The following is a 19,799-nucleotide window of genomic DNA, read 5'->3' as shown; positions in this document are numbered from 1 at the left end:
ATAACCATGAAAGTATTAGCACTAGCAGCAAGCAGCAGTTCAACATCAATCAATAAGCAATTAGCAACGTATGCAGCAGGCCTTGTGGCAAATGCTGAGGTTGAGGTTCTTGATTTAAATGATTTCGAAATGCCTATCTTCAGTGAAGACAAAGAAAAAGAGTTAGGTCACCCAGAGCTTGCGAAATGTTTTTTCCAAAAGATTGGTGAAGCAGATGCGATTGTTATTTCATACGCAGAACACAACGGTTCATATGCAGCGGCATTTAAAAATGTATTTGATTGGACATCTCGTATTGATATGAAAGTATATCAAGGTAAGTCTGTTGTGATGTTGGCAACATCTCCAGGCCCAGGTGGTGCCGCAACAGTATTAGCCGCGGCGACTGGCTCTGCTCCTTATTTTGCAGCAGAAGTAAAAGGTTCGCTTTCTGTACCAAGTTTTTATGATAATTTTGATATGGAAAAAGGCGAGCTATGTAATGAAAATCTTATTTCTCAATTAAAAGCGATTGTTGCTGAGCTATAAAATTACTTTTTATAAACTATTGAACTATTAAATTTAAGAGCGCATTCATCTTTTGATGAATGCGTTTTTTATTTATTGGACTAAAGCAAAAAATGCGAATGCAGTAAAATTATTCATAAATTGACACATAAATTCCCCATAACAGATTCAGACACTGCTTTTATATCTCACAAAATCCCAACAAATGAACAGCCTTTCATCACTTGGCACTATTATTAGCAAGAGATATAGAACAGAATAGACATGCTTAGATTATTATATGGTCATGATTTATATAGGACGTTTTTTATGATTAAGAAATATATCGCTTTGCTGTTGTTAATGGTGAGTTTTATTACACCAACTTACGCCCAAAGCATTGATGAAATGAAAGTAACACAGCAAGATTTACAAGAGCGTTTAGTTCAGTTATCTACAGCTGATCCTGCCGATAAACTCTTTTTTGAAGATGTACTTCGCCGTAAAAATGAAGACATTAGAAATGAGATTGCTGTAAAAATTCAAGACGATACTAAAACACCCGCTTTAGCAGCTGCTGTTCGTTCTGAAATGATATTAGTTAATCAACTATTATCTTATAGCCAAAAAGAGCTTGTTCGGATTACTAAGGCGTCGAGAAAAGCAAGTGGTGATGAAAAAGCAGATTTAGAATTTGCTGCTCAAAAACGCTTAACTATGATGGACCAATATTATGTTGAAGCGTTTGAAACGTTAGCTTGGGGTGAATCATTAAATATTGATTTCACCAATGAAGAGCAAACGATTTTGAAAGAATTAGAAACACGCGCTGATTTATTGTTCAACGTAATTCATTACATCGACTCCCAACGAAATGACATTGCTCAACGCTTAAAATTTGCGTCTGCTGAACAAAAAGAAGCATTAAAGCAAACGGCTGTGACAATGACTGAACGCATTTCATTAATGGTTGCAAGTTTAGAAGCAACCACTGCTTTAATGGAAGAAAATGGCGTTGATATTACAAAATATAAGCAGTTAATATTCTCTATTACTGGTGATATTAATAGTGATGTTCTAGACGTTAGCGTTGCTTATGGTTTAACAGAAGAATGGGTAACAGGCTTTAAAGATTGGGCAATAGAGAATGCGCCTTCTATTATCGTTAAACTTATCATTTTTACTCTTATTCTATGGGTAAGTCGTATTCTTTCTCGTCTTACTAAAACAGCGATTAAGAAAAGTGTGTCGCACTCTAAAATGAAATTCAGTCATTTAATGCAGGATTTCTTTGTGTCGATGGGCTCAAAGTTTGTAATGATGATTGGTATTTTGGTTGCACTTTCTCAGATCGGTATCAATTTAGGTCCACTACTAACTGGTTTTGGTGTTGCAGGTGTGGTCATCGGTTTTGCTTTAAAAGACACGTTATCTAACTTTGCATCGGGTATGATGATCTTGATTTATCGTCCATTTGACGTGAATGATTTAGTCGAGATTGCAGGTATTACCGGTAAAGTAAGTCACATGAACTTGGTTTCAACAACTGTTAAAACTATCGATAATCAACAGTTGGTTTTCCCAAATAACAAAATTTGGGGTGACGTAATTAAGAATGTGACAGCAGAAACTGTGCGTCGTGTTGATATGGTTTTTGGTATTGGTTACCAAGATGATATTGAGAAGGCTAAAGCTATCTTTAATGATATTTTAGCAAATCATCCAGCAGTATTAAAATCACCTGAACATATGGTGAAATTGCATACTCTTAATGAATCATCAGTTGATTTCATCGTTCGACCATGGGTGAAAACAGATGATTACTGGGATGTGTACTGGGAAGTAACAGAGACAGTTAAGAAGCGCTTTGATGCTGAGGGCGTTAGTATCCCATTCCCACAACGCGATGTGCATGTATATAAGCACGAAGCCTAGTTATTAGTAGTATATAGATAAGAAGAGCGGCCTATTTGGTCGCTCTTTTTTTTATTTATTATTCTGAGATGTCGTCTGTTTTTGTTGTAATTGATGATGGTTTCTTAAACTTTTTAATGATTAATGAAATAGCAAAACAAACGACACCAACAATTAATGCTGAACGTAGAATGGTAAATCCATCATGTTCTAATTGTTGAATGTGAGGGCCAACAGAAGCAAATAAACGCAGGCTGAAAAAGGCGAGTAAAATAAATGGGACAATTTTTTTCATGCGTAAATGCTCCGATAAAAAGAGAAATAATGGCTTATTAACAGAGTCATCATAGCTAAAGAGGAACAGAAATTAATCGCTTTTCTCAGTAATGTTAGATTACGATTTTGTTCGACAAAAAATACTACTTTATTGGTTTTTGTTTTAATTTATTGTTTTATATGGCTTTAATATTGATTGTGACCATCTCATGCAATAGAAATCACCCTAAAAGAGGATCGGCACTAACGTATTGATATATGCAGCAGAACCCCTCAAAATCGAAAATAAGTTGAAGAAAAAACTTTACAATGTTTGGCACTAAGGTATTATTCACCTCGCTCTGTTGCTCAGAGTTGTTAATGAACATCAAGTAAAGTAAGCCTTAGTATTTCTTCGTAATGTCGTTATTCTCAGTGTTTCCCTTAGCTTTGTCGTCACATTTAATAATTCAAGCTCTAAGCACATCGCATTATGCGATTTTTTATGAATTTAAATATATAAGGGACATTACATGTCTAAAACAACTGGTATCGTTAAATGGTTTAACGAAGAGAAAGGTTTCGGTTTTATCACTCAAGATAACGGCGGCGCTGACGTATTCGTACATTTCCGTGCTATCGCTTCAGAGGGTTTCAAAACTCTTGCTGAAGGCCAAAAAGTTTCTTTTGAAGTTGAGCAAGGCCAAAAAGGCCCTCAAGCTGCTAACGTTGTAGCTGCTTAATTTCAAATAAGTTGCGCAGATGGTATTCGTACCATTTGCGCTGCTTTTAAATGTTCTTAATACTCGATTTAGTTCTACTCTGTAAGATATAAAACATTTCAAACATCTGCTCCTGTTTTTGTACTTGTCCTAAAATCTCTTAGTTATCCCACTATCTTAGTTTTAACCAATCATTTTTCTGTAATATTAATCTACTACTCTGTATTAAATAATTTTTAGCCTCATTTTCTTTTAAATTTATGAGCCAAAAATTAACTATTTTTCTTATTTATAAAATCAAAGGTACTCAATGAAAGTAAATTTTACTATTTTCAAAAACAACGTGTCATGGAATGCATTAATTCACCAACTAAACAGCGATGTTCTACTAAGAAATGTTCTGATGAAGGGTAATTTAGACTCGTTTGATATCGGTTTTTCATACTGTGAAGAGACTGGTGAAGGAAACATTACCAACAGCAATAACCAAGCTATTGGCAATTTTTCGATTGCTTATTAATCAATTATTATTCTTTATAATCACAGCATTTGTGTTATTCACTCTCCCCAAAGCAATGTAGGCCAATTCTTTTTATCTGAATAAGCGGCCAACTGTTCGCAAGGATTTACTAAGTACGTATGGCTCGCGTACAAACATAATGGTAAATCATTGATAGAATCAGTATAAAAATGTATTTCAGAATAGGTTTTATCTCCTCCATTTAACCATTCTGATAGGCGTTCTACTTTTCCTTCTCTGTAACTCGCAACACCTAATATATGACGTGTATAGAGTTCCCCCTTTTCTTTTAAATCAATTCCAATAGCATGCTCTATACCAAGACGGTCTGCGACAGATTTAACTAAGAAAGCGACAGATGCAGAGATAATTATCATGTCGATATTATCGCGTTTTAGTTGAGTAATAAGCGTTTTAGCCTCTGGAAATAATAGAGGTAAAATCCGTTTCTCGACACATTCATGAGTAAGTTGCGCTATTTTTTCTCTTGGTATTGTTTTCAATGGCTGCATTGAAAAGGACAAATAATCTTCCATATCCATCAAACCACGAGAGTATAGAGCCATTAAGCGCTTGTCTTCGTCTAAAAAGTCGGGATCAGTCACAATCCCTTTATCAACTAAAAATTCATTCCAAATCATGGCACAATCGCCGTTAATCAAGGTTTCGTCCATATCAAAAACGTATAATGGTTGCGTCATACTAAGCTCTCACTGGTTGAATTTCATTAAGGTTGAAGAGTAAGTCTAGTGTACTTCCTGCGGCTAATAGTCTTTCTGATGAGCGATTGAGTAAATCAACAGTCAAACTGCAATCATTTACTTCTACTTGGTATCGTATTACATTTCCAAGTAATTGGTGGTTTTTAATAATACCTTGTTTTGGTGTTGATATATGATCTGCATAATGGCGTCCTTCTTCCTTTACATAAATAGATTCTGGTCGAATAGCGACTTTCCACTCGGTTTCAATATTAAATAATTGCTTGGCCTTTGGTGCGTCAACTAAGTTGTAATGTCCCATGAATCCAGCAACAAACTCATTACCTGGTTGTGTGTAGATCTCTTCGGGTGATCCTTGCTGCACTATCTCACCTTGGTTCATTAAAAAGATGCGATCCGACATGATCATGGCTTCTTCTTGATCGTGAGTGACAAAAATCGTGGTTAAATTCAGTTCTTTTTGAATGTCTCGAATCTGTTGACGAAGGCGTTTTCTGATCTTGGCATCTAGTGCGGATAAAGGCTCATCTAATAACAATATTCTTGGTTTGACGACTAATGCACGAGCCAATGCCACTCGTTGACGCTGTCCGCCTGATAATTGATGTGGGTAGCGATTTTCTTTACCGTTTAAATCTACTAACTCAATGACTTTATTTACTTCCTTTTCAACGGTTTTTGCATCAATTTTTTTCATTTTTAGTCCAAAAGCGATGTTTTCTGTTACCGTCATATTTGGAAATAATGCATAAGATTGAAATACCATTCCAATGCCACGTTGTTGTGGTGTTTGGTTTGTAATATTTTCACCGTTAACCCAGATTTCGCCGTTATTGAGGGGATCTAATCCTGTTAAACTGCGAAGTAGAGTTGATTTTCCACAACCACTTGGACCTAACAGTGTTATGAATTCACCTTTTTCTATATTGAAATTTATGTTTTCAAAGACAGTGTTATCACCAAATGATTTCGTTAATTGACTTACGCTTACATAGCTCATTATTTAATGCCTCGGCTAAAACGACTTGCTAACCAAGTCAGTAAAAAGATAAATAAGAAATAGGTCATCACTAAAGCAGACGTAAAGTGCCCACTAGTTTGACGCATGTTATAAAGATAAATTTGCAAGGTTTCGTAACGAGTACCAACTAATATATTGGCGAACACGAACTCCCCGAGTAAAAAGGAGAAGGATAAGAAGATCGATGCCATTAATCCTTTCTTTAAATTCGGAAGAATGATCAAGAGAAACGCTTTTGTCGTACTCGCACCAAGTAAGTGGGCTGCATCCATAAGATCATTTAGATTAATGGCTTCAAAGCTGTTTGCTACGGCACGATACATAAAAGGAAGTGCAATCGTAAAGTAGGTCCCAATCAGTATCCAAGGAGTACCAACTAATGGAATAGCACTGTCGGCATAGAGCTGCAATAAGCCAACGGAAGAGACGACAGGCGGAACAGCAAAGGGTAATAAGATAAGTATATTCATTACCTTATCTAGCTTGGGGAAGTAATAAAAAACCACAAAGATAGCGGGAATAATAAGAACAACACTTAGCGCTAACGCTGAAATACCAATGAAGAGTGAACGTCCAAAGGCTGCAATAAAGCGTTGATCTGTTAGTAGTTGACCGTACCACGAGAAGGTAAAACCATCAGGTAATATGGTAGCGCCCCAACGTGAAGAAAGAGAGTAAACTAAAGTGGCGATAATAGGGATTATCATGATCCCAACAATAGAGTAAACGATTGATTTATGGAATATAGGATTAACGTTTTGCATGATAACTCCTAGCGATAAGCCACTGATTAATGATGGTAATAAAGGCTAAAATCAGCATCAAAATAACAGAAATTGCGGCGGCTAGATTTGGCTCTAGGAATAAGTCTCCAGAGACAAGACTAGCAATACGAACGGTAATAACGTTGTAGTTACCATTAGTTAAGGCGTATACGCTAGCGTAAGCACCAATCGCGTTGGCAATGAGAATGATAAATGTACCCAATAAGGCCGGAGATAATATGGGCAATGCTATTTTGAACCAGTACTGCCATGTTTTGGCCCCAAGTAGAGCTGAAGCGGCTTGCCAATCGTCATTCAATGCATCAAAAGCAGGGTAGAGTAGTAACACGGCTAACGGAATTTGAAAATAAATATACAAAGTGAGTAATCCCCACTTTCCATAAAGATTAAAGTCATCAATTAATCCGTATTGTTTTAGCAATAAAGTAAAAGCCCCATTTACACCAAGGATGATGATAAAAGCAAAGGCCAATGGAACCCCAGAGAAATTGCTACTCATATTTGTAAATGCGATAATGCCATCTCGGATCTTGCTATCTATTCTTCGAAGCGATGAAACTAATAAGGCTGCAATAGAAAGACCAATAAAACTAGACCATGTTGCTAACCATAAGCTGTTACTAAAACCTTGCAGCATAAAGCTTGAATTTAGTATTTCATGATAGTTTTCTAACGAGAATGCATTTTCATAAATAAAACTATTAATGAACACCCACAGCATAGGAGCAAGTTGAAATAAATAGAAAAACAAGGCGAGAGGAGCTAACCAAATTGCTGGTTTGAGTTTTTTTAGCCTGTTTTTGGGCGAGCTAATTGATGTTCGTTTAGATTGAGTGACAACTGAACTACTCATCATGCTAATAATTCCTGAGGGTATGGTTTATTGTGCTCGAGTGCTAATAATTGACACACTGCACCACAAATATCTGTTTGCTTAATCTTCATATCTTTCAGCGTAGGGTCTTGATGACTGAAGCTATTGCCGATAACAAAGAGTGGTACTTCGCGTTCTTCTGGTAAAATCCCACCATGTGATAGATCATTGTTCATGCCATGATCACTGGTGATAAGAATTTGATAGCCATCGTTAACCCAAGTATCAATATAGTTGGATAAAATAATATCAACGGTACGTGCGCTGTTTCTGTATTGACGAGAATCTAAACCAAATTTATGTCCGATATCATCGATGTTCATCGGATGGATCAATAGAAAATCAGGCTGATGTGTTTGACGAAGGTACTCTGCATCTAAAAAGAGCGCTTCATCTGGGTAGTGATCCCAATGGTAGAAACAAGCGTGCTGAATATTGAGTTCCTTATCATGAGTAAAGCGATCACGCACAGCATGATAAGGAGCTATATTGTAGAGTTCACTGACCCAATGATATGCCGCGGCAGCCGTTGTTTTACCTTGTTTGGTCGCTAAGCTGAAAACTGATTCTTGATTAGATAAGCGCACAATATTGTTATTCACTATGCCACTGTTTACTGGGGAGACGCCTGTCAGTAAGCATTCGTATAATGGACGTGACATCGAGGGTAGCTCTGATTGAATTTTGTATAGTGTTGCTCTTTGGTGCTCAATTAACCCAGTTAAGTAGCCCATGCAATCACGGGCTACTTGGTAATTAAGACCATCGAGCACAACAAGAATTGTCTTATTGCTCATAGTGTTCTCTTATTGTTGGTTAATTAATACGTTTTCTTGCCATTGGCGAGGCAGTTTCCTTGCTGATTTTTCCCATGCCTTAAAGTCAGCGACAGGATGAACATTCGTGTATTGATCGTTCGGAATTAATTTATCTTGAACTGATTTAGGTAATGTCACATCACTGCGTATTGGGCGCGCATAGCCTTCAGCTAAGTTAATTTGTCCTTGATCACTGAAGATATATTCACGAGCTAATTTTGCTGAATTTGGGTTTTTCGCGAATTTATTGATGATTGTGGTGTAACCTGAAATAACAGAACCATCTTGAGGAATATTGACACTGAATCGTTCACGACCGAGTTTATCGCGGTAATTCAGTGCATTAAAATCCCATAACACAGCAACTTCAACTTCGCCTTTTTCTAAGTTTGCTAGGCCAGGGTCGGTATAAGAGAGGCGTCCTTGTTTCGCTAATTCAGCAAAGAATTTAATCGCTGGTTTTAGGTTGGTTTCATCTCCACCGTTTGCAAATGCAGCAGCGAGTACCGCATTATTTGCTTGAGCAGCAACACCTACATCACCGATGCTTACTTTGTATGAACCTTCTAATAAGTCGTTCCAAGATATTGGGGCATTTTTTACTAATTTGTTGTTTGATATAAAAGAGATTGTGCCTGTATAAGCCAATGCCCAGTGACCTTCTTTATCTTTTGCCCAATCAGGAATTGAGTTCCAGGTTGTTGGTTTGTATGGTTGTGTTACGCCTTTTTTTACTGCAACTCGTGCAAATGCAAAGCCTACGTCACCAATATCCGCCGTTGCATTTTTCTTTTCTGCTGCAAATTTTGCGATTTCTTGAGCTGAACTCATGTCAGTATCTTGATGTTTTAAACCATAGATACTACTTAGATCATTCCATGTATCTTTCCAGTTTGCCCAGCTTCCCGGCATACCAACGCTATATACTTGGCCTTCTTTTTTTGCGGCATTCACCAGAGATTGTATGTCTGTTTCTTTGGCTAATACCTGCGTTGATAATGTTGCCATAATTAAAGTGACACCGGTTAATAATGTTTTCATTTGTCTCTATCCTTTGGACTACATCAATAATTTGATTGCCATCCTAGAGAGAGTTTGTGACGATTTTGAGGCGGATTTCTGACAGTTTTAGTGAATTTTGATGTCATTAATGTTTCAGTTTTTTTATTTATTAGAGTAATTTCAAATGGTTGTTTCTTTTATCAGTTAAAAAGTAATGCGATGGAGTTTAGTAATGGGAGTTATTAAAATGTTGCATAGATCATAAAACATAAGTAAAAATACGAAGTACGTTTAAATATTCGTGATCTTGATCCTCGCAAAGTGATCCGCACTACTATAGATTGAATGGGTCATTGAGATTTATGACAGCAGCTCAAAGATGAGCGAGTGATTAAAGGAAGTATCTTATGAAAAGAACAAGAAAAGCCCAGTTGCAACGTGCGCGAATTCAATATTGGAAAGACACTGCAAAAGACACGGCTAAGAAATGGTAAAAAAATAAAACTCCTGACCGTCAGGAGTTTTTTGGTTTTAGCGCTTTATGTTTATTCAATTTGAACATTAAAATTTCTTTATTCCCACTGAACACCTACTTAAAAATAAATATTTCTAGATCAATGTTTCTTTGATCTTTTTTATCAGTGTTTGATATCGTTTTGGCAATTCTCTGTTTCGTTTTTGAACCAAAAATAAGCGCTCCATAACCAACTCTGTCGGTGTGTGAATATATAATTTGTCTTTGTCAGGAAAGGCATCAATGGCACTTTGTGGTAATACAGTAAACCCAATTCCTTGAGCGATAGGCAATAATATTTGGCTTAATTGATTAATGTAGCTTGCGATAGGGAATCCATTCGCATTTCCTTTTTCTAAGGCTCCATCTTTACAATGATCGAAGTATAACGACAAATAATGCTCGGCATCTGGGTGTTTAATTAATCCTCGGGACATTAATACTTCGAGAGTGATGGTCGTGTTTTGGTCACCCTTTGGCAGAACTAAGCAAAGAGGCTCCTCGGTTAGTTCTTCACTACGAAATAAACTAGGCGTGGGGTTATGAGTAACAATACCAATATCAATGGTTCCGCGTTGTATATCTTCTAATATTTTATGATTAGGGGCGGCTTCTAAAGAGGTGGTTAAGTTTGGGTATGTCTTTTGTAAATCGATACATTCAGGATAAAGCGATAATGCCAAGGCGCCAGAACAAGACAGTTTACACAAACCTTTATGTGGGTCATCAAAACTTAGTGTTTCAATTAGATTAGCTGTATTACACTGTTGCTGTCTTGCAAAATCATAAACCAAACGACCTTGTTCAGTCAGCTCAACACTTTTTCCCTCACGCTTTAATAAATCATACCCACAAGCGTTTTCTAATTTTTTGATGTGCTGACTGACTCCCGGTTGAGTCATGTATAACTGTTCTGCCGTTTGAGTAAAGTGGCCAACATCAACCAAAGTACAAAATGTATTGAGCCATAGAGGGTTAAGCATAGATCACCAAAATCAGTCGTTATCTTATGATGTTTTAATATAACAAAATATTATGATATTAAAAATAACTGATAATTTTATGTGTTTAGTAGACATAATATTCAAGTATTCAAGTATTCAAGTATTCAAGTATTCAATCTGATTGATATTATACTTGTGGAAAATTTTTATAAGAGATAGAAATGGAATGTCCAAGCTGTGAAGAGCATATTGGTTGGGAATGGGTTGAAGACGAAACCATTGAGCCTAATGAGATTTTTGAATGCCCAGAGTGTGAAGAGTCATTACGGTATTATATTGATGAAGGTACGTATTTAGGCCCTCAACATAAAACAGTAGAGGTGGTGAGTTAATCACCACCTCTATCATTTAGAGTGTTTACGATAATTTAAAGGTTGCTACCTTTTCACTTAAATCAATGGCTTGTTCTTTAAGTGAATTAGATTGAGTTAAGCTGTCTGTTGAATCAATAACAAGCAGATCGGTTACATCTTTAATTGACGTTACATTTTGAGTTATTTCGCCAGTTACGTGCGTTTGTTCTTCAGCGGCGGTCGCAATTTGAGTCGCCATATCGCTGATTAAAGTGACGGATGAACTAATCTCTTCTAGTGCCAGTGTTGCTCTGTCTGCGTCTTCTACTGAGCTATTTGCTAGTTCAGAGCTGCTTTGCATTAAGTTAACGGCACGACTTGTTGTTTGTTGAAGGATATCAATCGTTGATTTAATCTCTTCAGTTGAAGTGTGAGTGCGTTGGGATAACACACGAACTTCATCGGCAACAACAGCAAAGCCGCGCCCTTGCTCTCCAGCTCGTGCTGCTTCAATAGCGGCATTTAGTGCTAATAAATTCGTTTGTTCAGCGATACCTTGAATCGTTGCCAATACGGTATTGATCTCTTGAGAGTGCTGTTGAAGCTCACTGATTACCATGCTTGCTTCATTCACTTCATTCGCTAGATTATTGATTGATGCTTTTGTTTCAATAACAAGAGAATGGCCTTTTTGAGTACTGCTTGATGAGTTTTGAGCTGCTTCCGCAGTCTGCTCTGCATGAGAGGCTATTTCACGAGTAGCTGATGCCATTTCTGTTACTGCAGTGGCAACCATTGTGATTTCTTGTTGTTGAAGATTAAGCTCTTTAACTGAATTGTTTGCACGGTTAGTACTTTGTTCAGAACCTTCTGTTAATTGTTGAGATTGCTGACGGATATGCTGAATAAGTTGTTGTAAGCTTTCCACAAAAGTATTGAAGTTATTCGCTAGTTCGCCCACTTCATCTTTATTTTCAACATGGATTCGTTGAGTTAAATCACCACTGCCGTTTGCAATTTGTGCAAGTGCTTGAGATACATTGTTTAACGGGCGGAATAAGATATTACACAGTAGGTTGAATAATAACGTACAAATAATGACAACAATTGCCGTTACCAGTACTTGACCTGATACCGCATCAAATAGAGGGGCAACTAACGAGTCATAATTAATGACGCTCACTGTAATTAAACTCGTACCATCAATTTTTTGAGCATACATAATGTATTTCTCTCCATCCAATTCAATAGAGATGTCAGAGTTACTGTTTGTTGCTTGTTGGATTGTTGAAAAATCTAGGCCTAAAGTTGAGACTGATTTATTCAGAAGTTTTGTATTTGGATGAGTAAAAATATTGCCTTTATTATTAGCAATAAACATAAATCCGTCACCTGGAATAATCACTTTTTCCATACTGTTTAGCATATCGGTGATCTCAACATCTGCACCAAGAACGACTTGTTGACCATGAAGGTTTAACGCTTTACCTAAAGAAACAACATTTGCCCCTGTTGCTGCGGCAACGGTTGGATTGTCCATAAATACTTTTGAAGGAGCCGCAACTGCATTTGTATACCACCCCCATTTTCTTGGGTCATCATTACCAGGTGGAAGGATCACACCATTTGCATTAGCTTGAGAACCGTCTGGGTAAGCAAGGAAGACATTATCAAACTTTGCAGAGTCGCGAACTTGTTTTAAGTGAACAACGATAGCATCCGCATTTGCTTCTTGAGGTAATGAGGTTAGTGCTCGTTCTTTAGATAAAATCCAATCAGTAACGTATTGATTATAAGATGCTGTCGTACTTTCTAAGCGTTGCTCTACTTCAGTATCTAAACGCCCTAAAGAAGCATTAAACGATAGGGCTTCAACTAATACTCCCCCGAGTATAATTGCAGCACTAGCTGATATAGCTAGTTTGTTTTTAAGCGATAAGTTTTTTAGCATGTGAGTTCCATCTTTTTAGTTATGTAATGATGATTTGGTGAATAGTAATATTCAAACTTTGTCATAATAATTTTAAGCTCCGAAATAAATCATGTCATAAATATTACATTGAAGATAATAATAGGAATGAAAGAAGTATTTGACTTGTGCATTTGTCAAGCATTCTCCGTGCCATTTTTATTTATATTATGAATATAATTTCTTATTTAAATGATAAAGTAGCGCTGCTGCTTTTTATTGTTAGGAAACGCCTAAATTGAATACCTCATATAAATATACGATCGCTGGTTGTGCTGCTATTTTATTTTGGAGCATGATTGTTGGATTAATTCGCAATGTTACGGAACAATTAGGGCCAATTGGTGGTGCTGCAATGATTTATAGCGTGGGTTCGCTATTTTTAGTGCTCGTAATGGGGCTTCCTAAGCTTAGTGTATTTTCCCTACGCTATTTATTGATTGGTGGTGGGTTATTTGTCAGTTATGAAATGTGTTTATCATTGGCATTAGGAATGGCGAATAGCCGTAACCAAGCAGTAGAAATGAGCATTATTAATTATTTGTGGCCGTCGTTAACGGTATTATTTGCGGTTTTGGCAAGCCATAAACCAGTGAATAAGGTTATTTATCCTGCCATATTATTGTCATTTTTTGGGGTTGCTTGGACATTAAGTGGCGATCAAGGATTATCAATAACTCAATTAATAGAGAATGCAGCAAGTAATCCTGCTAGCTATAGCTTGGCATTTACGGGTGCATTCCTTTGGGCTATTTATTGCAATATTACTAAAAAATTAGCGAATGGAAAAAATGCCATTACGTGGTTTTTTATTGCAACAGCATTAGCGTTATGGATTAAATACGCAGTGAGCGATGAGGGGGCGATTGTTATGACAAGCAGTGCAGTTATTGATCTCTTGCTTGCCGGTATGATTATGGGCAGTGGTTACGCTTTATGGAATATCGGTATTATTGGTGGCAACATGGTGCTTTTAGCTACTTTCTCATATTTCACACCGATATTGTCTACTTTCTTTTCTGCGTGGATTTTAGACATTGAGCTAACAATTCAATTTTGGCAAGGCGTTATAATGGTTACTATTGCGTCACTATTATGTTGGTGGTTTACCAGAGAGAAGAGTTAACTTTTGATTGTGGTAAGCCCTATTATGAATAAAATGCCCTTTTTTGTGACAAGGAATGTTGATGAAACTCGAACATAATTTCTCTAATCAAGCGATTGATGCCTTTATTAAAATTAGTGCCCTTGCGGTTTTGGTTTTGTGGTGTTTCTCTATTTTAAAGCCTTTTCTGTTATTGATGATTTGGGGCGGGATTATTGCAACGGCTATATATCCTATTGTTGCTTTCTGTAGTAAAAAAACACGAGTTAGTGAAAGTAAGGTCAGTATTATTTTAACTATTATTGGTGTGTTATTACTGTTGATCCCGTTAGTCGCCTTATCAACAGGAATTTATACCAGTGGTACTGAGCTGTTTTTAGGTTACCAAGATGGCACTATTGCAATTCCTAAACCGAAAGCCAGTATGCAAGAGTGGCCTATTATTGGTAATGAAGCGTATTCTTTTATGTCATTAGCTTCTTCAAACCTTGAAAGTTTGCTTTTTAAATACAGTGCAGAAGTGAAAGTGGTTGCGAGTAAAGCCGCCTCTATCGTCGGTTCTCTGGGCGGTGGATTTATTCAGTTTATTATTTCTACCATTATTGCGGGCGTCTTTATGGCGAATGCAGCTAAATGTGAACGCGCGTTTATTCTGGTTTCAAATCGTTTGACTGGTGCACACGGTGAGGAGCTAACTAAATTATCTAAAACGACGATTAGAAGTGTCGTTCAAGGGGTAATTGGTGTTGCTGTCATACAAACAATGATGGCAGGTTTAGGGATGGCGGTGATCGGTATTCCTGCTCCGGCATTGGGATTATGGATATTTTTGGTTCTTGTTTTTGCCATTATTCAGTTACCACCAATTTTGGTACTTTTACCTATTATTTTTTATGTTTTCAGTGTTGATACCACCACTTCTGGCGTACTTTTTGCAGTTTGGTGTGTATTAGTAAGCAGCAGTGATGCGGTTTTAAAACCGATTTTATTAAGCCGTGGCTCTCATATCCCTATGATTGTTATTTTACTTGGTGCTCTAGGTGGAATGGCGATGTCTGGCATTGTGGGATTATTTGTTGGAGCTGTAGTTCTGAGTTTAACGTATCAATTATTTACGGTTTGGTTGAATAATGAAGCAGAAGAAAGTTCAGATTCTATTAATAATTAATACCATTTAATTCAATAGTTTGTGCTGGATCGCGATTTGTAAACTAAGCATGTAGTGAGTCGTGATAAATGATATATCTAATACGTTAGAACTATCAGCCCTTGATATAGTCAAAGCTAAAGAGTTTTATTTAAGGATAAGTGATGGCGAATATAGTTGTGTTGCATGGACTGTACATGCATGGTGTCGTAATGAAACCATTAGCCTCTCGATTGAGAAAGCGAGGCCATACAGTACAAGTCATTACTTATAATTCTTTACGTATTAATGAAACCTTACTTTTTAAACGTATCCATAATTGCTTATCTGTATCTAAAAAGAATGTCATTGTCGGCCACAGTCTTGGTGGTATTCTTGCTGTGCACTTTGTTAATTCTCACCAAGATAAAAATACGCCAATAGACTCTGTTGTAACGATTGGTTCCCCACTTCAAGGCTCTTCAATTGCTAAAGAGCTGAAAAACATGAAACTAGGCTTTATTTTAGGAAGCTCAAAAGAGCAGGGATTAATTGATGTGAATAAGCTGACGGTAGATTGTCCTGTGGGTTCTATTGCAGGAACAATGTCTATTGGTATCCGATCTTCTATTATTAGAGATAAGCAACCCTCTGATGGCACGGTAACTGTAGAGGAAACATTGTTGCCAGAGCTGACAGACCATCTGTGTTTAAACCATTCTCATACCAGTTTGATTTATGCGACAGATACAGTTAATCAAGTAGATTACTTTATTGAGAACCATAAGTTTAAAAGAGAAGAGGAAGAGGCTAGGGGGAACTATAAGGCAGATAATCCATCATCTGCCAACGAAACGTTGAGTATGTAGTCTATTTAATTAATCGAGATCTTGATCTTCGAGTTGACGCTCTTTACGTAAACGAGCTTCTTCCATTACGGCGTTAATTTCAGCCATTAGACCGTCAACATCAGCATCTTTACCGTCATCGATAAATACACCAGTAAGCTTGGTATTTGGCGATAGTTCACCGATTTCATACAATGCCCACATTTCTTTAGCGTATTCAGTGCCAAGCAACTCTGGAGCATATTGGCCATAGTAAGTCGTCATGTTGTTTACATCACGTTCCAGCATCCATTTCGCATTATTGTTTGCTGATGCATCTACCGCTTGAGGTAAATCGATAATCACAGGTCCAAGGTGATCAACTAATACGTTAAATTCTGACAAATCCCCATGCACAATACCAACACACAACATACGAGTGACGTATTGGATCATTAAATCATGATCACGCAATGCTTGTTCTTTCGTTAAAGTAATGTCGTTTAAACGAGGGGCGACAGCGCCTTCATCGTTAGTCACTAATTCCATTAATAGAACACCATCAAAACAACCATAAGGTGTTGGTACACGAACGTCTGCTTCTGATAATTTGTATAGCGCATCAATTTCTGCGTTTTGCCATACTTTTTCTTGCTCGTCTCGTCCGAATTTAGAGCCTTTTTCCATTGCGCGAGCACGACGACTGTTTTTTACTTTTCGTCCTTCACGATACGCTACCGCTTGTTTAAAGCTACGTTGTTCAATCTCTTTGTAGACTTTGGCACATTGAATATTATCGCCACTACGTACAATGTAGACCGAGGCTTCTTTACCACTCATTAATTGGGTTAGAACTTCATCTATTAAACCATCTTCAACTAATGGTAGTAATCTGTTTGGTATTTTCATTGCACCTCATATGAGCCTAGGTAAACGTCGCGATTTGTGACGTATTTTTGAACTATGAATAAAATTTAAAAGGCATTATGCCTATATTCTGCTTTCTCACAAGTTTTGGTGAGCAGTTATTTTCTGTCTTGTTTGTGATGACGGTACTATTTCTTTCAGTTTCGACATAATTTATAGACTACAGATACGATCTAACACAAGTTTTTGGGTCATTATTTCTGATATGGTTTTTGCATCTTTCGTAATCCTATCGCTTGTTTTTCTCGAGTTAGATGACATTAAAAAGCGATGTTAAATAGACATAAGGCAGTAAGAAATGGATATTTTATTATTAAGTAACGGCAAGATTTCTGGTAACAACTACGTGATGGAATTTGCGAGTGAAGCAATTGTAGAGCAAATTCAACGCACTAAAGCGAAAAATCTCGTACTTATCCCATACGCTGTTATTCGCTCTAGCCATGATGACCGTGTTGCTATGGTTCAACAAACGTTTGATCATCTAGGTTTAGATTGTAAAGTAACCGGCTTGCACCGTTCAGAAGACCCAGTCAAAACGATCCAAGAAGCAGATGGCATTTTAGTAAGTGGCGGTAATACGTGGGTGCTAAACAAAACATTGCATGACTTAGGTTTAGTGGGGCCAATTAGAAAAGCAGTATTGGACAACGGAACTCCTTATATTGGTTGGAGTGCGGGTACAAATATTGGTTGTCCTACAATCCGTACAACCAATGATATGCCTATCATTACAGGAGCGATTCTTCCTTCGCTAAACTTAGTGCCATTCCAAATCAACCCTCATTATCTAGAAGCATCGGTTGAGGGGCATTTTGGTGAAACTCGTGACGAACGTATTCAAGAGTTCCTAGAAGTGAATAAACACGAGCCAGTGGTTGGTATTCCTGAAGGTACATGGTTACACATTCTTGATGGTAAATTGAGCTACCATACCGCGAATGAGAAACCACTTAAATTGTTCTCTCATGGTAAAGAACCTGTGTATTACAGCGCAGAAGATGATGTTCAGTTCTTAATGGAACACAGCTGTTAAGTTACTTAGTTTGTAGCGTCAGACACTAATAGAAGGCCAAGTTATTAATGACTTGGCCTTTTTGTTTTTAGTGTAGATTGAGGGCAGAAATTACGGCGTCAGCTGCTTCTAATGCGCCTTCTAAATACCCTCCATTTTCTTGTGCAGCTTCAGTACCTGCAAAATACCAATGCAATTGACCCAATTGTTTTGCAGCTGAAGGTAAGCCATAGCGAGGGTGGGTTGTCGGTGCTTGGTGATCTTCTATCGTTGCAGTATAAGGCTCTTGACTCCAATCTATTAGCTTTACATCAATAGGGTGGTTTGCTTGCTCTCCAAAAATCCGAGTGAGTTGTTCTATTGCCGCTTGTTTAATGAGTGCATCACCAGCTTTTATTCGTGTTGCCGCATCAACTCCTACAAAGCCAAATAACGCCCCAATACCATCAAATGTACTCGCATCATGTATTTCGACTAATGGGCCTATGTGACTGCTTGCAGAGCCTGATAATCCCTCTTTTTGCCAGAAGGGGGTGTTATAGACCGCAAAGAATTTGGCGTGAGCAGCCATCCAGGTTGAGGTTGATTTAAAATGGTGTTTTACCTTTGTTGGTAAATTCGGTGTAAAGGCAATGCTGTCAGCTAAAAGGCGTAATGGTAAAGCAAAGATAACATGGGTTGTTTCAATGATATTTTGCCTATTATTTTGAGTGACTGAGACATAAGAATACCCATTTTCTTTGTGTTCGATTTGAGTCACTGTACTTTTTAGTTGAACTTTATTAGTAGGTAAAGAGGTGAGTAATGAATCAACAAGGTTTTGCATCCCTCCTGCAATTCTCATCGATATTGGGGATTGTTCAAACCCTGATTCATAGCGAATAGGAGCGCTGTTTTGTTGATTTTCTAATAAATACGCTCCTTGAGAATACTGTGGGAAAATAGGCAACATTAAGTTATCGATAAGCTGTGTAATACGGGGATGCATTTGTGGCCAAAACCAAGATGGTCCCATATCTACGCAATCAAGGGATGATAAATCAGCCGCGGGATCGATGATTGGATGTGATAAAATCCGCCCACCAATACGATCTCTGGCCTCTATAATACGAAAATTCTTCCCCATTTTTTCAAGTTGATGAGCGATGTATAGGCCACTTAGTCCTGCGCCAACAATAAGATAATCTGTTTTCATTTGAGTTCTCACTTAGGCTGAATTTGGTGTAAATGGTGGCCTGTTTTTATCCAGACTTTACAATGTTTATTGTTCATTACTGCATGTAATGAATGACCAATAGGTAAGCGTAACCAATCAAATTTTTGATAACTTGTATTATCGTGTGAGAACTCTCCTTCAAGCACTAAAATTTCTATACCGCCTTGATTATCAAGTTCTATTGTGTGATTTTTTGGCCACTCTTCAAGATGAACTATTTCATTCTTAAAGGTATGTAACTTTAGAAACGTAACACCAGCACGTATCGGATCCATGATGAAAGTGTGGGCTTGTGTATCGATATGAACTGGCGTGTGATCGCCTTTTTGATATTGTCCTAATTTAACTAGGATCATGCAGCCCTTTTTTACTGCCGGAGCATGTGAGCTTCCTACAGGGTTACGCATATAAGTACCTACAGGGTAATCTCCATGCTCATCGGCAAAAACACCCTCTAATACTAAAAACTCTTCTCCTCCAGTATGAACATGGGAAGAAAAATAACTATTCGGTTCATAGTTAACCAAGGTAGTGGCTGTTGCAATCTCTCCCCCATCACGTTCTAACATTTTACGAGAGACTTCTTTTATTGGTGACGGAACCCAAGTTGATTGAGAAAAGAATGCATCTGCGTGTTTTGAAAAATCAGTGTTTAGTTTCATGGTAAACCTGCATAAGTGTGTG

Annotated in this window: 21 protein-coding genes; 9 read left to right on the top strand and 12 right to left on the bottom strand. The window is 37.5% G+C overall.

All coding sequences use genetic code 11. From position 1 onward, the window contains the following. The first annotated feature begins 6 nt into the window (after positions 1-6). Both BTO23_RS18115 and BTO23_RS18110 read left to right on the top strand, forming a co-directional pair. Entirely contained in the window at positions 7-528 is a 522-nt protein-coding gene (locus BTO23_RS18115; RefSeq protein WP_105064234.1) for an NADPH-dependent FMN reductase, read from the top strand. A gap of 288 nt (positions 529-816) precedes the next feature. Next, complete coding sequence (locus BTO23_RS18110) at positions 817-2,421, top strand: mechanosensitive ion channel family protein (RefSeq protein ID WP_061003932.1); 1,605 nt, start codon at positions 817-819, stop codon at positions 2,419-2,421. Between the two features lie 58 nt (positions 2,422-2,479). On the opposite strand, the gene BTO23_RS18105 is transcribed toward BTO23_RS18110, so the two are convergent. After that, positions 2,480-2,695 (bottom strand): hypothetical protein, encoded by a 216-nt coding sequence (locus BTO23_RS18105; RefSeq protein ID WP_060993100.1) that lies wholly within the window; start codon positions 2,693-2,695, stop codon positions 2,480-2,482. A gap of 493 nt (positions 2,696-3,188) precedes the next feature. Here BTO23_RS18105 and cspE point away from each other — a divergent pair, with 493 nt between their 5' ends. Then, complete coding sequence (gene cspE, locus BTO23_RS18100; protein ID WP_012552262.1) at positions 3,189-3,398, top strand: transcription antiterminator/RNA stability regulator CspE; 210 nt, start codon at positions 3,189-3,191, stop codon at positions 3,396-3,398. A gap of 289 nt (positions 3,399-3,687) precedes the next feature. Next, on the top strand, positions 3,688-3,897 hold the full coding sequence (locus tag BTO23_RS18095; protein WP_045104442.1) for a hypothetical protein: 210 nt from the start codon (positions 3,688-3,690) through the stop codon (positions 3,895-3,897). A 38-nt stretch (positions 3,898-3,935) separates the two neighbouring features. Here BTO23_RS18095 and BTO23_RS18090 read toward each other — a convergent pair whose 3' ends face one another. From BTO23_RS18090 to BTO23_RS18055, 7 genes are all read right to left on the bottom strand, one after another. Then, a complete protein-coding gene (locus BTO23_RS18090) occupies positions 3,936-4,598 on the bottom strand; it encodes an HAD family hydrolase (protein WP_061003935.1) in 663 nt (220 codons plus the stop codon). A 1-nt stretch (position 4,599) separates the two neighbouring features. Continuing rightward, positions 4,600-5,619, bottom strand: a complete 1,020-nt coding sequence (locus tag BTO23_RS18085; RefSeq protein ID WP_105064233.1) for an ABC transporter ATP-binding protein — start codon at positions 5,617-5,619, stop codon at positions 4,600-4,602. Further along, complete coding sequence (locus BTO23_RS18080; protein WP_060993103.1) at positions 5,619-6,404, bottom strand: ABC transporter permease; 786 nt, start codon at positions 6,402-6,404, stop codon at positions 5,619-5,621. The genes BTO23_RS18085 and BTO23_RS18080 overlap by 1 nt, the downstream gene beginning before the upstream one ends. Further along, positions 6,391-7,278, bottom strand: coding sequence for an ABC transporter permease (locus tag BTO23_RS18075; protein ID WP_105064295.1), 888 nt, complete (start codon positions 7,276-7,278; stop codon positions 6,391-6,393). The genes BTO23_RS18080 and BTO23_RS18075 overlap by 14 nt, the downstream gene beginning before the upstream one ends. Continuing rightward, the gene (locus BTO23_RS18070) at positions 7,278-8,096 is read right to left on the bottom strand and encodes an alkaline phosphatase family protein (protein ID WP_105064232.1); all 819 of its coding nucleotides are present in this window, start codon (positions 8,094-8,096) and stop codon (positions 7,278-7,280) included. Before BTO23_RS18070 ends, BTO23_RS18075 begins: the two co-directional genes overlap by 1 nt. A gap of 9 nt (positions 8,097-8,105) precedes the next feature. Further along, positions 8,106-9,158, bottom strand: a complete 1,053-nt coding sequence (locus BTO23_RS18065; RefSeq protein ID WP_061003941.1) for an ABC transporter substrate-binding protein — start codon at positions 9,156-9,158, stop codon at positions 8,106-8,108. Between the two features lie 570 nt (positions 9,159-9,728). Beyond that, positions 9,729-10,616 carry a LysR family transcriptional regulator gene (locus tag BTO23_RS18055; protein ID WP_105064231.1) on the bottom strand — a complete coding sequence of 296 codons (888 nt, stop codon included), beginning with the start codon at positions 10,614-10,616 and terminating at the stop codon, positions 9,729-9,731. A gap of 182 nt (positions 10,617-10,798) precedes the next feature. Here BTO23_RS18055 and BTO23_RS18050 point away from each other — a divergent pair, with 182 nt between their 5' ends. After that, entirely contained in the window at positions 10,799-10,969 is a 171-nt protein-coding gene (locus BTO23_RS18050; RefSeq protein WP_105064230.1) for a hypothetical protein, read from the top strand. A gap of 25 nt (positions 10,970-10,994) precedes the next feature. Here BTO23_RS18050 and BTO23_RS18045 read toward each other — a convergent pair whose 3' ends face one another. Next, the gene (locus BTO23_RS18045; protein ID WP_061037412.1) at positions 10,995-12,881 is read right to left on the bottom strand and encodes a methyl-accepting chemotaxis protein; all 1,887 of its coding nucleotides are present in this window, start codon (positions 12,879-12,881) and stop codon (positions 10,995-10,997) included. Between the two features lie 256 nt (positions 12,882-13,137). On the opposite strand from BTO23_RS18045, the gene yddG reads away from it, so the two are divergent. The 3 genes from yddG to BTO23_RS18030 all read left to right on the top strand — a co-directional run bounded on the left by yddG (position 13,138) and on the right by BTO23_RS18030 (position 15,999). Further along, positions 13,138-14,025, top strand: a complete 888-nt coding sequence (yddG, locus tag BTO23_RS18040; RefSeq protein ID WP_105064229.1) for an aromatic amino acid DMT transporter YddG — start codon at positions 13,138-13,140, stop codon at positions 14,023-14,025. Positions 14,026-14,086: 61 nt separating this feature from the next. After that, positions 14,087-15,172, top strand: a complete 1,086-nt coding sequence (locus BTO23_RS18035) for an AI-2E family transporter (RefSeq protein WP_105064228.1) — start codon at positions 14,087-14,089, stop codon at positions 15,170-15,172. 143 nt (positions 15,173-15,315) lie between these two features. After that, positions 15,316-15,999: a PGAP1-like alpha/beta domain-containing protein gene (locus tag BTO23_RS18030; RefSeq protein WP_061003948.1), complete on the top strand. Its 684-nt coding sequence runs from the start codon at positions 15,316-15,318 to the stop codon at positions 15,997-15,999. 9 nt (positions 16,000-16,008) lie between these two features. Here the strand turns inward: BTO23_RS18030 and BTO23_RS18025 are convergent, their stop codons facing one another. After that, a complete protein-coding gene (locus BTO23_RS18025; RefSeq protein ID WP_060993111.1) occupies positions 16,009-16,866 on the bottom strand; it encodes a PA4780 family RIO1-like protein kinase in 858 nt (285 codons plus the stop codon). 316 nt (positions 16,867-17,182) lie between these two features. Here BTO23_RS18025 and pepE point away from each other — a divergent pair, with 316 nt between their 5' ends. Beyond that, positions 17,183-17,920, top strand: coding sequence for a dipeptidase PepE (pepE, locus tag BTO23_RS18020; RefSeq protein ID WP_061003949.1), 738 nt, complete (start codon positions 17,183-17,185; stop codon positions 17,918-17,920). A 67-nt stretch (positions 17,921-17,987) separates the two neighbouring features. Here pepE and BTO23_RS18015 read toward each other — a convergent pair whose 3' ends face one another. Together BTO23_RS18015 and BTO23_RS18010 are read right to left on the bottom strand one after the other, a co-directional pair. Next, positions 17,988-19,094 (bottom strand): flavin monoamine oxidase family protein, encoded by a 1,107-nt coding sequence (locus BTO23_RS18015; RefSeq protein WP_105064227.1) that lies wholly within the window; start codon positions 19,092-19,094, stop codon positions 17,988-17,990. Positions 19,095-19,102: 8 nt separating this feature from the next. Beyond that, positions 19,103-19,777, bottom strand: a complete 675-nt coding sequence (locus BTO23_RS18010) for a cupin domain-containing protein (protein WP_105064226.1) — start codon at positions 19,775-19,777, stop codon at positions 19,103-19,105. Positions 19,778-19,799 lie beyond the last annotated feature (22 nt).

Source organism: Aliivibrio sifiae, assembly GCF_002954715.1.
In the GTDB taxonomy this organism is placed as follows: Bacteria; Pseudomonadota; Gammaproteobacteria; order Enterobacterales; family Vibrionaceae; genus Aliivibrio; species Aliivibrio sifiae.
Note: the sequence above shows the minus strand (reverse complement) of the source record. Positions and strands in the feature narration are given on the sequence as shown.